Source organism: Xenorhabdus budapestensis, from assembly GCF_002632465.1.
Lineage (GTDB): Bacteria > Pseudomonadota > Gammaproteobacteria > Enterobacterales > Enterobacteriaceae > Xenorhabdus > Xenorhabdus budapestensis.
Genome location: NZ_NIBS01000002.1, coordinates 17,173 through 29,378, shown reverse-complemented (window position 1 = coordinate 29,378; position 12,206 = coordinate 17,173). Strand labels below are relative to the sequence as shown.

Genomic DNA, 12,206 nt, shown 5'->3' with positions numbered 1-12,206 from the left:
AGATGCATCCCGGTGAATTCTCTGAATTGTTATTAAGTCAGAGTAAAGTTATCGGTTTGTGTAGAATCACGATGTAACGCAAGAAGGATCTGTTGTTGCAAAGGATTGATGTGGTAACACAGGCAATCAGTTAATTTTTTCATAACCAATATGAACAATAATTATTATAATATTGAGAATAATTATCGTTTCTGATTTGATTAACTTCAAGCTATTTTTTTATGTAGGTATAACTGACTCAATAGATTGGTTTTGTATGATTTTTCAAAAGGGGGCTGGCTCCTACTCTCATCGTGAACAGAAGCCAGTAAAAACGATATTCAGAACCGACTTTCAACTGCTTCGGCCAGAATATTAAGGAATTGTTCAGTATCTTGCCAACTGAGGCATGGATCAGTAATCGATTGCCCGTAGGTCAGAGGTTCTCCCTGCATGATTTTTTGAGAACCTTCAACTAAAAAACTTTCTGCCATAACACCCGCGATAGCCGTTGAACCAGACTGAAGCTGTTGGCTGATATTTCTGGCTATATCCAGTTGTCGGCGGTGAACTTTCTGACAGTTTCCGTGACTGCAATCTACAATCAAGCGTTCTGGTAAGTCGAATTCACGTAATTTCTGACAAACTTCTGTAATATCTTCAGCACTGTAATTCGGTTTTTTCCCGCCACGCATAATGATATGGCCATAAGGATTTCCACTGGTCTGATAGATGGTCATCTGTCCATCTTTATCTGGTGACAAGAACATATGTCCGGCACGTGATGCTCGTATCGCATCAATAGCAATATGAATATTGCCGTCAGTACCATTTTTAAATCCGACCGGACATGACAATGCGGAAGCCATTTCCCGGTGGATTTGGCTTTCTGTTGTTCTTGCACCGATTGCTCCCCAGCTAATTAAATCTGCAATATATTGCCCGATGACCATATCCAAAAATTCTGTGGCGGTGGGCATTCCCAATTCATTGATATCAATTAATAACTTACGGGCGAGTGAGATCCCTTTATTGACCTGACAGGAGCCATCTAACATAGGGTCTGAAATCAAACCTTTCCAGCCAACAACAGTACGAGGCTTTTCGAAGTAGGTTCGCATTACGATTTCCAGACTGTGCTGATATTTTTCACGTAATACGTGCAGACGCGAGGCATAATCAAAAGCGGCATCAACATCATGAATAGAACAGGGGCCAATGATGACCAGCAAACGTTGATCGTTGCCTGTCAGAATAGCTTCAATACGTCTGCGTGATACCGTCACATTTTGTAATGTTTTTTCTGATATGGGGTATTGTTCAGAAAGTGTTTTAGGTGTTATTAATCTGTCAATTGGGTGGGTTCTTAACTCATCTGTTTTGGGCATATACTTTCTCGAATTCTACTTCATCTTAGGACGCAGTCTGGCGTAATTGAAATTACAATAACTCAACCTCCAGCAAATTCAACAGACAATAATTACAATTATATGAGAAATCGCGAGTATAAGATTGTAATAGTGTTCTGAGATATGCTGGTATTTCCGGGATCAGAACATGCGCCGTTTCAATCCCATAATGTCAATAATTTTGGTTGAAATTTCTTCGACAGAATAATTGGTGGTATTTAAATAATTAATTTTGTTTTTGCGGAATAGAGCTTCAACCTCAGCAATTTCGATCCGACATTGCCGTAATGAAGCATAACGACTATTTTCTCTCCGTTCTTCCCGGATAGCAGCCAGCCTTTCCGGGCTTATTGTCAATCCGAATAATTTCTGCTGGAAAGGTTTTAGATCGGCAGGCAATTGCAGATTATCCATATCATCAGCGGTGAAAGGATAGTTTGCGGCTTGAATGCCGAATTGCATGGCAAGATAGAGGCTGGTGGGTGTTTTTCCACAGCGGGATACACCCAGAATAATCACCTGAGCCTGATCGAGATTGCGTAATGAAACCCCATCATCGTGTGCGAGGGTATAATCAATGGCTGCGATACGGGCATCATATTGACTCAGATTTTTCTTAGATAAACCGTGAGTACGGTGTAATTCAGGTTTGGGTTTCAGTCCGATTTCTTGCTGCAATGGTGCTACGAGAGTCTGGACAATATCCAAGCAAAAACCTTCACTGCTGGTGATAATATTTTTAACTTCACTGGAAATGATGGAATAAAAAACTAGTGGCCTGATTTGTGTTGCCTGATAGATGGTATTTATCTGGCTCCTGGTTTCTTCTGCTCTTATTTTGTTGGTTACAAAGGGTAAGGTATAAGACGTGATAGTAATTGGGAATTGGGACAATACAGCATGACCCAAAACTTCTGCCGTAATTGCTGTGCCATCGGAAATGAAAAATACACTGTGTTCCAGAGTTTCATTGTCCTGAGTCTGAGGGAGTTGGATCTCTATCATTGTGTTTTTCTTTTCTTGTTGAGTTTATAGGGTATTATCAAAATATTAGCTGAATCGTTTTTATTACAAATTACAGCTATAGCTTACGTTCCAAATTATACGCGTAAAAAAATAATATTGTTGGGTTGATCGATTCACCTTTCAATATGTAGCAAAACATTGTGCTAGGCTATTTCCTGTTGTAAAAAACAGCCTTAATTTTCTGATTTGTACCTCCGAATGTAAAAAGGATAGTTTCAATGTCCAATAATGGCCTCACCCCATGTAATGTGCTTTGGTATAACCAATTAGGCATGAATGATGTTAATCGGGTCGGTGGTAAAAACGCCTCTCTTGGCGAAATGATCACTAATCTGGCTGATCTTGGTGTATCTGTCCCCAATGGTTTCGCTACGACTGCACAGGCATTTAATGATTTTCTGGAACAAAGCGGTGTTAACCAGCGTATTTATCAATTACTGGATGAAATTAATGTTGATGATGTTAATCAATTAGCTAAGGCAGGCGTACAGATCCGTCAGTGGGTGATTGATACACCATTTACGGCACAACTGGAAAAAGATATCCGGGATGCTTACTTACAATTGTCTGAAGGTGAGTCGGATGCTTCTTTCGCTGTCCGCTCCTCTGCGACTGCTGAGGATATGCCGGATGCTTCTTTTGCCGGGCAGCAAGAGACTTTTTTAAATGTGCAGGGCATTGATGCCGTGATGATTGCCATTAAACATGTCTTTGCATCTCTCTTCAACGATCGTGCCATCTCCTACCGTGTCCATCAAGGCTATGACCACCGTGGTGTTGCATTATCAGCCGGGGTACAGCGTATGGTGCGTTCCGATCTGGCATCATCAGGTGTGATGTTTACGATTGATACTGAGTCTGGTTTTGATCAAGTCGTGTTTATTACATCTGCCTATGGTTTGGGTGAGATGGTTGTTCAGGGAGCAGTGAACCCTGATGAGTTTTACGTCCATAAACCTACATTAAAAAATAACCACCCTGCGATCGTCCGTCGCAATTTGGGCTCCAAAAAAATACGTATGGTCTATGCAGACAGCAAAGAGCATGGTCAGCAGGTACGTACAGAAGATGTCTCTGAGGAGTTACGCAATCGTTTCTCTCTTACTGACAGTGAAGTTGAAGCATTGGCAAGGCAAGCCTTACTGATTGAAAAACATTATGGTCGGCCGATGGATATTGAGTGGGCGAAAGACGGGTACAATGGCAAGCTATATATTGTACAGGCACGTCCTGAGACAGTCCGTTCAAATCAGCAGGTGATGGAACGTTATCAACTGAATGAACAGGGTCGTGTGTTGGTGGAGGGCCGTGCGATTGGGCACAAAATCGGTGTTGGTACGGTTAAAGTTATCCACAATCTCAGCGAAATGGATCGTATCCAGGCAGGGGATGTATTGGTGACAGACATGACCGATCCAGATTGGGAACCAATCATGAAAAAAGCGGCGGCGATTGTTACCAATCGTGGAGGTCGTACTTGTCATGCTGCTATTATTGCTCGTGAATTGGGTATTCCTGCGGTAGTGGGTTGTGGTGACGCGACAGAACGCTTAAAAGAAGGTGAACAAGTGACTGTTTCTTGCTCTGAAGGGGATACCGGTTTCGTTTATCAGAATAAACTGGATTTCAGCATCCAAAGTTCTCAGGTTGATGAACTGCCAAAGTTGGATGTCAAGATCATGATGAATGTAGGCAATCCGGATCGGGCGTTTGATTTTGCCTGCCTGCCGAATGAAGGTGTAGGTCTGGCACGTTTGGAATTCATTATAAACCGCATGATTGGTGTTCATCCCCGAGCCCTGATTGAGTTTTCCGAACAATCCTCTGAACTACAGGAACAGATTAAATTATTAATGGCAGGTTATGATGATCCTGTTGAGTTTTATGTCGGACGTTTGACGGAAGGTATTGCGACGTTGGCAGCTGCATTTTGGCCTAAGCGTGTTATTGTACGTTTGTCTGACTTTAAATCTAATGAGTATGCGAACTTAGTTGGCGGTGATTTATACGAACCACACGAAGAAAACCCGATGCTTGGTTTCCGTGGTGCTGGTCGCTATGTTTCTGACAATTTCCGTCAATGTTTTGCTCTGGAATGTGAAGCGGTCAAACGAGTGCGTAATGTTATGGGGTTAACTAACGTCGAAGTGATGATCCCATTTGTACGTACAGTAGCACAGGCTGAAGCTGTAATTTCAGAATTGGCATTACAGGGTTTGAAACGTGGTGAGAATGGGTTGAAAGTCATCATGATGTGTGAAATTCCATCAAATGCATTATTAGCGGAACAATTCCTTGAGTATTTTGATGGTTTTTCTATCGGCTCAAATGATATGACTCAATTAGCATTAGGATTAGATCGTGATTCGGGTGTCGTATCTGAATTATTTGATGAGCGTAATGATGCAGTGAAACAATTACTTTCTATGGCAATTCAGGCAGCTAAGCGACAAGGTAAATATGTTGGTATTTGTGGTCAAGGGCCTTCTGATCATGAAGATTTCGCTGAATGGCTAATGAAAGAAGGGATTGACAGTTTATCATTGAATCCTGATACCGTTGTAAAAACCTGGATTTCTTTAGCAGGAAATGATTAATCACAGCTTATTCAGGTATGAAATAAAAAGCCTGTTAAAAATATTTTCAGGCTTTTTGTTCTTTGTAGCATAATCTTTTTTAACATGGGCGATATATTATATATAGAGATAATGGAAATTTTTCCCCCCAAAAAAAAAGCCTATCATGGGCTGACAGGCAAAGACTACACACAGCAATATATATTACTTCACTTATCCCAATTTGTGGCGTATACAAACTAGGACAGCAATTCATGGGAAACATTGTTTCGATGAAAAGAATATTAATTTAATAAGTGAGTTTATTCATTAAGAATTCTCTTAATAAATCAGAATTAGAAAAACAAAACTAAAAAACAACTTTTTTGTAACAAATTTTTGAAGGATTTATTTACTGGCGGGATGAGTTTCTATAGAAATAAGATTATATGTTTACTTTAATGATAATTGCGCGGAAAAATCATATTCCGCGCTATCGTTTATTATTGTATATGGTCTTTTTTGAAATATTGTTCTATATGTTCTGTTTTATTTTCAGGTTTAGGAATCTCATCCATCCAGGCCAGCAATAAGCTATAAGAAACAGCTAATACCACCGGGCCGATAAATAATCCAATCACACCCAGTGAAAGTATACCTCCGATAACACCGGTAAGAATTAAAACCATAGGTAAATCGGCACCGAGGCGAATAAGGAAAGGGCGAAGAACCCCATCCATCGTGACCAGAATTAAACTCCAGACAACTAAAATAGTTCCCCAGGTTGTTTCTCCTGTCCAATAAAGCCAAACAATGGATGGGATAAGGACGAGTAAAGGGCCTAATTGAGCAACACAGAGTACAAACATTATGACTGTTAGGATCATTGCATAAGGTATACCTGCGATTGCTAACCCAATTCCGCCTGCGATAGCCTGTATGAGTGCTGTAACAACCACACCTAAAGCAACAGCACGGATGGAGCGAGCAGCCAGTAGTACAACAGCATCACCACGTTTGCCTGCCAGTCGGATGGCGAAATGGCGAATGCCCAGCATGACGTGTTCACCTTTCCAATAAAGCAGGACACTGAACAGTACCATGAGTGCTAAGTGAAACAGAAAACGGCCTGCATTGGCGGCCTGAGCAAAAAACCATGTTGCTGCTTTACCAATATAAGGAGGAATTTTGGCCAGAAGCATGTTACTGCCCTCAGCAATGGTGTCTTGCCATTTAAGATATAAGTCATTACCAATGAACGGGATTTTATTGAGCCATTCCAATTGAGGCAGATGTATATTGGATGGAGATGTTGCCCATGCAATTAGTGGTGCGCTGTTTTCCAGCAGGCTGCTAACCAGCAAGGCAATGGGGATAACAAATAATAAAATCAATAATAGTGTCATGATGGAAACTGCGATCCAGCGTTTTTCCCATAAACGTTGTTGTATTTTTTCCATTAATGGCCAAGTTGCGATAACCACCATTCCTGACCAGATGAATCCCAAAATAAATGGACTCAAAACCCAAAAGCTGGTCGTAATGAGTAGTAAAATGAAGAACAGTACAAATAGCAGTTTGGGTAAATCGTGGTGTGGTTGCGATTTTTCCATGAAATGATTTCTCTCGGCAATTGAAAATATTGTCAGAATCAACAATGGTAAATAAATATAACGTTATTTCACAGATTGCTCAAAATTGTTAAATATTGTGATATTGTTGAAAAACTGCCTGTTCAGATCCCTGTCTGAATTGACGATTAAAGTAGTATATAAATAAAGCAATGTGGACACTTATTAGAAAAAGGGGCAATGAGCCAATGATCCCACGTATACCACAAGCCCCCCAAGTCAGTGAACTGGTAAAGGAATATTTGACTGTATTAAAGGAAACTGGTTTTACTGGCGATACTGCCAGCAATTACGCAGATAGACTGACTATGGCGACAGATAATAGTATTTATCAGTTGTTACCACAAGCGGTTATCTTTCCGCGTTCCAGTGCCGATGTCGCATTGTTGGCGAGGATTGCAGGAGAAGAACGCTTCCGTTCTCTGACATTCACCCCCCGAGGTGGGGGAACGGGTACGAATGGTCAAGCCCTCAACAATGGTATTGTTGTAGATATGTCCCGGTATATGAAAAGAATTCTGGAAATTAATCCAGAACAAGGCTGGGTTAAAGTTGAAGCAGGTGTTATTAAAGATCAACTCAATCAATACCTAAAACCTTTCGGTTATTTTTTCTCTCCTGAATTATCAACCAGTAATCGTGCTACGTTAGGCGGGATGATCAATACCGACGCATCCGGTCAGGGGTCGTTAGTGTATGGTAAAACGTCAGATCATGTACTTGGTGTCCGTGCTGTTTTATTGGGAGGAGAAATACTTGATACCCGCCCTATGAGCACAACACTGGCGGAATCGATTGCGGAAGAAAAATCGGTTATCGGCCATGTCTATAAAACGGTACTTGAGCGTTGTCGTGAGCAACGGGAATTAATTATTGAGAAGTTCCCGAAACTCAATCGATTTCTGACAGGTTATGATTTGCGTCATGTTTATAGTGATGATATGCAAGCATTTGACCTGACGCGCATATTAACGGGATCTGAAGGCACTCTGGCCTTTATTACCGAAGCAACACTGGATATTACGCCATTGCCGAAAGTCAGACGGCTCGTGAATGTAAAATATGATTCTTTCGATTCAGCCCTGCGTAATGCTCCGTTTATGGTTGAAGCCAAAGCGCTTTCTGTTGAAACAGTAGACTCAAAAGTTCTCAACCTCGCACGTGAAGATATTATTTGGCATTCAGTGAAAGAATTGATTGCTGATGTTCCAGACAGAGATATGCAAGGCTTGAATATCGTTGAATTCAGCGGAGACGATGAACAGCAAATCGATCAACAGATTAACTCTCTCTGCTTGCGTCTTGATGAATTGATGGTAAACAATCAGGCAGGTGTTATCGGTTACCAGACTTGCCACCACTTGGATGATATTGAACGCATTTATGCCATGCGAAAAAAATCTGTCGGATTGTTGGGTAACAGTAAAGGTGCAGCTAAACCTATCCCGTTTGTTGAAGACACTTGTGTACCTCCTGAACATCTTGCTGATTATATTGTCGAATTTCGTCAGCTTCTTGATAGCTATCAACTTGATTATGGTATGTTTGGTCATGTGGATGCTGGAGTTTTGCATGTTCGGCCTGCATTGGATATGTGCGATCCTCAGCAAGAAATTCTTATGAAGCAGATTTCCGATGATATAGTCCACTTGACGGCTAAATATGGCGGGTTGTTATGGGGAGAGCATGGCAAAGGTTTTCGGGCAGAGTACAGTCCGGCTTTTTTTGGTGAAGTCCTGTATGATGAATTACGTCGGGTAAAAGCGGCATTTGATCCACTCAACAGGTTGAATCCGGGAAAAATTTGTCTGCCAATGGGAATAGACGGCCCGATGATGCAGGTCGATGCCGCTAAGCGTGGTACTTATGACAGAATTATTCCTGTTAATGTCAGAAGCACATTCCGCGGAGCAATGGAATGTAATGGCAATGGCCTGTGCTTCAACTTTGATGTAAAAAGCCCGATGTGCCCTTCAATGAAAATCAGCCAGCATCGCATTCATTCGCCTAAAGGTAGAGCAACCCTTGTCAGGGAGTGGTTGCGGCTTCTAACGGAGCAAGGTGTTGAACCTAAGTTATTAGAACAAGGATTTGATCAGGCCCGATCCGGTTTACATGGAGTAAGCTTGCGTGGATTGATTGAGAAAACGCGTCATAGCTGGAAAGCATGGCGGGGAGAGTATGATTTTTCCCATGAAGTAAAAGAGGCGATGTCGGGTTGTCTGGCATGTAAAGCCTGTTCAACACAATGCCCGATTAAGATTGATGTACCATCATTTCGCTCCCGGTTTTTGGCTCTGTATCACAGCCGTTATTTACGCCCGTTGCGTGATCATATTGTTGCCAATGTTGAAAGCAGTACCCCGTTAATGGCAAAGGCTCCTCGGGTATTTAACTTTTTCTTGCGGCAGCCATGGCTACAAAAACTCAGTCAACATACTATTGGTATGGTTGATTTGCCACAGCTTTCCTATCCGACATTACAGCAGCAATTCGTAAGTCATTATGCAGCCCGGACGACATTAGAACAGCTCGAAACGTTATCTCCAACCCAGCGTAAGCAGCATGTACTTATCGTCCAGGATCCTTTCACCAGTTATCACGATGCAAAAGTTGTCACTGATTTTGTGCGGCTGGTCGAAAAGCTCGGATATCAGCCAGTGTTGTTACCATTTTCTCCTAATGGGAAAGCACAACATGTTAAAGGATTTTTAAATAAATTTGCCAAAACTGCCAGGAAAACGGCTGATTTCCTGAACCGGGTAGCACAACTGGATATTCCTATGGTGGGTGTTGATCCTGCTTTCGTTCTATGTTACCGGGATGAATACAAAGATATTCTGGGCGAACGGAGAGGAAATTTTAACGTTCAATTGGTTCACGAATGGCTGGTGAATGTGTTGCCGGAAATTGCCTCAAAAGAAAAACGTAACGATGTAGCATTCAGTCATGATTGGTATTTATTGGGACATTGTACCGAAGTGACAGCGTTACCTAATAGCGGTACACAATGGATTGATATTTTTCACCATTTTGGCTGCAAGTTAAACAACCTCAATGTGGGGTGTTGTGGTATGGCAGGCACATATGGTCATGAGAAAAAGAACTTTGATAATTCGATTGGCATTTACAAACTTTCATGGGCGTCTGTACTGAATAATCTGGCTTTGGAACATTGCCTCAGTACTGGATATTCATGCCGTAGTCAGGTGAAGCGCATAGAAGGAAAAGTACTTAAACACCCATTACAAGCTTTATTGGAGATAATGCAGTGATTTGGAAACGTCATCCAGATGTAAACATGTTAAATCAATTTGGTATTGATTGTATCTTGAAGCATATCGGAATAGAAATTACCCAGCTTGGAGATGATTTCATTGAGGGAACAATGCCTGTTGACCAACGAACCAAACAACCATTTGGTATTTTGCATGGTGGAGCATCAGTGGTATTAGCTGAGACTCTGGGTTCCTTTGCCGGTTATCTCTGTTCTGAAGGAGAGCAGAAAGTTGTAGGGGTAGAAATTAATGCCAACCATATCAAAGCCGTGCGCGGGGGAATAGTTAAAGGGATCTGCAAACCAATCCATCTTGGGCGTACTCATCAGGTCTGGCAAATTGATATCTATAACGGACAACAGCAATTATGTTGTACATCCCGCCTGACTACAGCTATTTTAGATTAATATTCAAATAATTATAGCGTAAATTGATTAGCTTAAGTTCCTGTTGATATTTGTTGGCAGGAACTTTTTGGGTTTATCTGATTATTTGGTTGGTTTCAGCTAATTCATTCTGAATATGGCAGAAAATAACACATAGCCTGTTTTACGTCAGATTTTGACTATTGATATGTTAGTCTAGTGTAATTACATTGCCATCAGTTGTAAGATGCGTTGTAGTCTGAATACTGTTCAAATTTAGCTTTGATTGTGGCAAAGGGAATAGAATAGTCTCCCAGAATAGACTATTAATTAACCACTGGCATTCAAATAACATTGAGGAAGTGTGTATGAAGCGATTTTTGACTTTTATCAGTACTTTCTTGATCGGCATGTTATCGTTCTGCGGGGCAGCTAATCTAGCTTATGCAGTGGAATATCCACTACCACCTGCTAACAGTCGCCTGATTGGTGAGAACTCCATCTATGTTGTACCTGATGATGGTCTCCCGTTGGAAACCATTGCCACCAAATACCAAATAGGTTTGCTGGCTATGTTGGAAGCCAATCCTGATGTTGACCCTTATTTACCCAAACCCGGTACAAAACTCACTATTCCGTCACAGATGTTGCTTCCTAATGCCCCCCGTCAGGGGATTGTCATTAACCTGGCTGAGCTGAGACTCTATTATTATCCAAAAGGAAAGGATCATGTCATTGTTTATCCAATTGGAATTGGGCAGCTTGGGCGCAATACACCAACAATGACGACATCAGTTAGTCAGTTAATCAAACATCCGACATGGACACCTACTGCTAATATCCGTAGAGATTATGCAAGTCGCGGTATTATCTTGCCAGCGGTAATACCCGCAGGCCCGGATAACCCAATGGGTGATTTTGCTCTGCGTTTGGCAGCAGGGCGTGGAGAATATCTGATACATGGTACTAATGCGAATTTTGGTATTGGCATGCGAGTCAGTTCGGGTTGTATCCGTTTGCGCTCTGATGACATTGAGGCACTATTCTACAACGTTCCGAAGGGAACCCGTGTTCAGATTATTAATGAACCAATCAAATATGTGGTAGAACCAGATGGCAAACGCTATGTTGAGGTTCATCAACCACTTTCAAAGACAGATGCTGATGATCCTCAAACAATACCAATTAAGCGTACAGAAGGGTTATTAAAATTTATTGAGAATAGTAATACGAATGCTGTTTTGGTAGATCAGGCAATAATTCGTCGTTCTGGTATGCCTGTGGTAGTCAATAAGGGAATTATTTCATCCGGTAAGCAGAAAAAAGAGTCCCCAAGGCTGATGGGAGAACATGAAGAAGCGACTCTCAATATTCAGCCCATTAAATTACCACCGTTGAGCCAGCCTGCTCCAATCTATCAAACTAAATCCTAACTGAGATAGTGAATTGGGAACATAAAGAATGGCGTACTTTTGTAAGTACGCCATTCTTGAATATACTACAAATTTATTTTTTGTAGGAACGAACTTGGTTATCAAGACGTTGATTCGCACGAGCGGCTTCGTCTCTAGCTGTTTGTACATCAGAATGCATTGAGCTAACCTCATTGCTCAGTTGGTCAACTTTTGAACCCAGAGTTTGAACCTGAGAGGAAAGCTGGTCAACTTTAGGCGGGCTTGTACAACCCGCTAACATAGTAGAAGCAAGAATTACTGCGCCAAGTACAACTTTAGTACGATTCATCACAATACCCTCTAGATTAAGTTAATCCCCAAGTAGCTATCTAATTATTACACAAACTTTTTTGGAAAGAGAATAATTTTTTGTCGGGAGAAACAAATTCTACTGTTTTTTATTCTAAAATAAGTTAATAATTTTTAGATAATCGCAATAAAACGATAGTGCGATGAGTAATTAAATCAGAAAAATCTCAAACAATACGTGATGTATCTTCCAGTTTTCA

General features: G+C 41.3%; 8 protein-coding genes. 4 read left to right on the top strand and 4 right to left on the bottom strand.

The window, feature by feature from the left end:
- Positions 1–320 precede the first annotated feature (320 nt).
- Both Xbud_RS02810 and ppsR read right to left on the bottom strand, forming a co-directional pair.
- Positions 321–1,367 carry a 3-deoxy-7-phosphoheptulonate synthase gene (locus Xbud_RS02810; RefSeq protein ID WP_099134645.1) on the bottom strand — a complete coding sequence of 349 codons (1,047 nt, stop codon included), beginning with the start codon at positions 1,365–1,367 and terminating at the stop codon, positions 321–323.
- Between the two features lie 162 nt (positions 1,368–1,529).
- The gene (ppsR, locus tag Xbud_RS02805) at positions 1,530–2,393 is read right to left on the bottom strand and encodes a posphoenolpyruvate synthetase regulatory kinase/phosphorylase PpsR (protein ID WP_099134644.1); all 864 of its coding nucleotides are present in this window, start codon (positions 2,391–2,393) and stop codon (positions 1,530–1,532) included.
- Positions 2,394–2,632: 239 nt separating this feature from the next.
- Between ppsR and ppsA the strand changes: the two genes are divergently transcribed.
- Positions 2,633–5,011 (top strand): phosphoenolpyruvate synthase, encoded by a 2,379-nt coding sequence (gene ppsA, locus Xbud_RS02800; RefSeq protein ID WP_099134643.1) that lies wholly within the window; start codon positions 2,633–2,635, stop codon positions 5,009–5,011.
- A 461-nt stretch (positions 5,012–5,472) separates the two neighbouring features.
- Here ppsA and ydiK read toward each other — a convergent pair whose 3' ends face one another.
- The gene (gene ydiK, locus Xbud_RS02795) at positions 5,473–6,582 is read right to left on the bottom strand and encodes an AI-2E family transporter YdiK (protein WP_099134642.1); all 1,110 of its coding nucleotides are present in this window, start codon (positions 6,580–6,582) and stop codon (positions 5,473–5,475) included.
- A gap of 206 nt (positions 6,583–6,788) precedes the next feature.
- Between ydiK and ydiJ the strand changes: the two genes are divergently transcribed.
- The 3 genes from ydiJ to Xbud_RS02780 all read left to right on the top strand — a co-directional run bounded on the left by ydiJ (position 6,789) and on the right by Xbud_RS02780 (position 11,676).
- Positions 6,789–9,875, top strand: a complete 3,087-nt coding sequence (gene ydiJ, locus Xbud_RS02790; RefSeq protein WP_099134641.1) for a D-2-hydroxyglutarate dehydrogenase YdiJ — start codon at positions 6,789–6,791, stop codon at positions 9,873–9,875.
- Positions 9,872–10,285 carry a hotdog fold thioesterase gene (locus Xbud_RS02785; protein ID WP_099134640.1) on the top strand — a complete coding sequence of 138 codons (414 nt, stop codon included), beginning with the start codon at positions 9,872–9,874 and terminating at the stop codon, positions 10,283–10,285. The genes ydiJ and Xbud_RS02785 overlap by 4 nt, the downstream gene beginning before the upstream one ends.
- Positions 10,286–10,611: 326 nt before the next feature.
- A complete protein-coding gene (locus Xbud_RS02780; protein ID WP_099134639.1) occupies positions 10,612–11,676 on the top strand; it encodes a L,D-transpeptidase family protein in 1,065 nt (354 codons plus the stop codon).
- A 73-nt stretch (positions 11,677–11,749) separates the two neighbouring features.
- On the opposite strand, the gene Xbud_RS02775 is transcribed toward Xbud_RS02780, so the two are convergent.
- Entirely contained in the window at positions 11,750–11,986 is a 237-nt protein-coding gene (locus tag Xbud_RS02775) for a major outer membrane lipoprotein (RefSeq protein WP_099134638.1), read from the bottom strand.
- Between the last annotated feature and the right edge of the window lie 220 nt (positions 11,987–12,206).

Bases quoted from the DNA above. Each gene is read 5' to 3' on its own strand.
- ppsA (WP_099134643.1), top strand. From the start codon at position 2,633: ATGTCCAATAATGGCCTCACCCCATGTAATGTGCTTTGGTATAACCAA.
- ydiJ (WP_099134641.1), top strand. From the start codon at position 6,789: ATGATCCCACGTATACCACAAGCCCCCCAAGTCAGTGAACTGGTAAAG.
- ppsR (WP_099134644.1), bottom strand. From the start codon at position 2,393: ATGATAGAGATCCAACTCCCTCAGACTCAGGACAATGAAACTCTGGAA.
- ydiK (WP_099134642.1), bottom strand. From the start codon at position 6,582: ATGGAAAAATCGCAACCACACCACGATTTACCCAAACTGCTATTTGTA.
- Xbud_RS02780 (WP_099134639.1), top strand. From the start codon at position 10,612: ATGAAGCGATTTTTGACTTTTATCAGTACTTTCTTGATCGGCATGTTA.
- Xbud_RS02775 (WP_099134638.1), bottom strand. From the start codon at position 11,986: ATGAATCGTACTAAAGTTGTACTTGGCGCAGTAATTCTTGCTTCTACT.
- Xbud_RS02810 (WP_099134645.1), bottom strand. From the start codon at position 1,367: ATGCCCAAAACAGATGAGTTAAGAACCCACCCAATTGACAGATTAATA.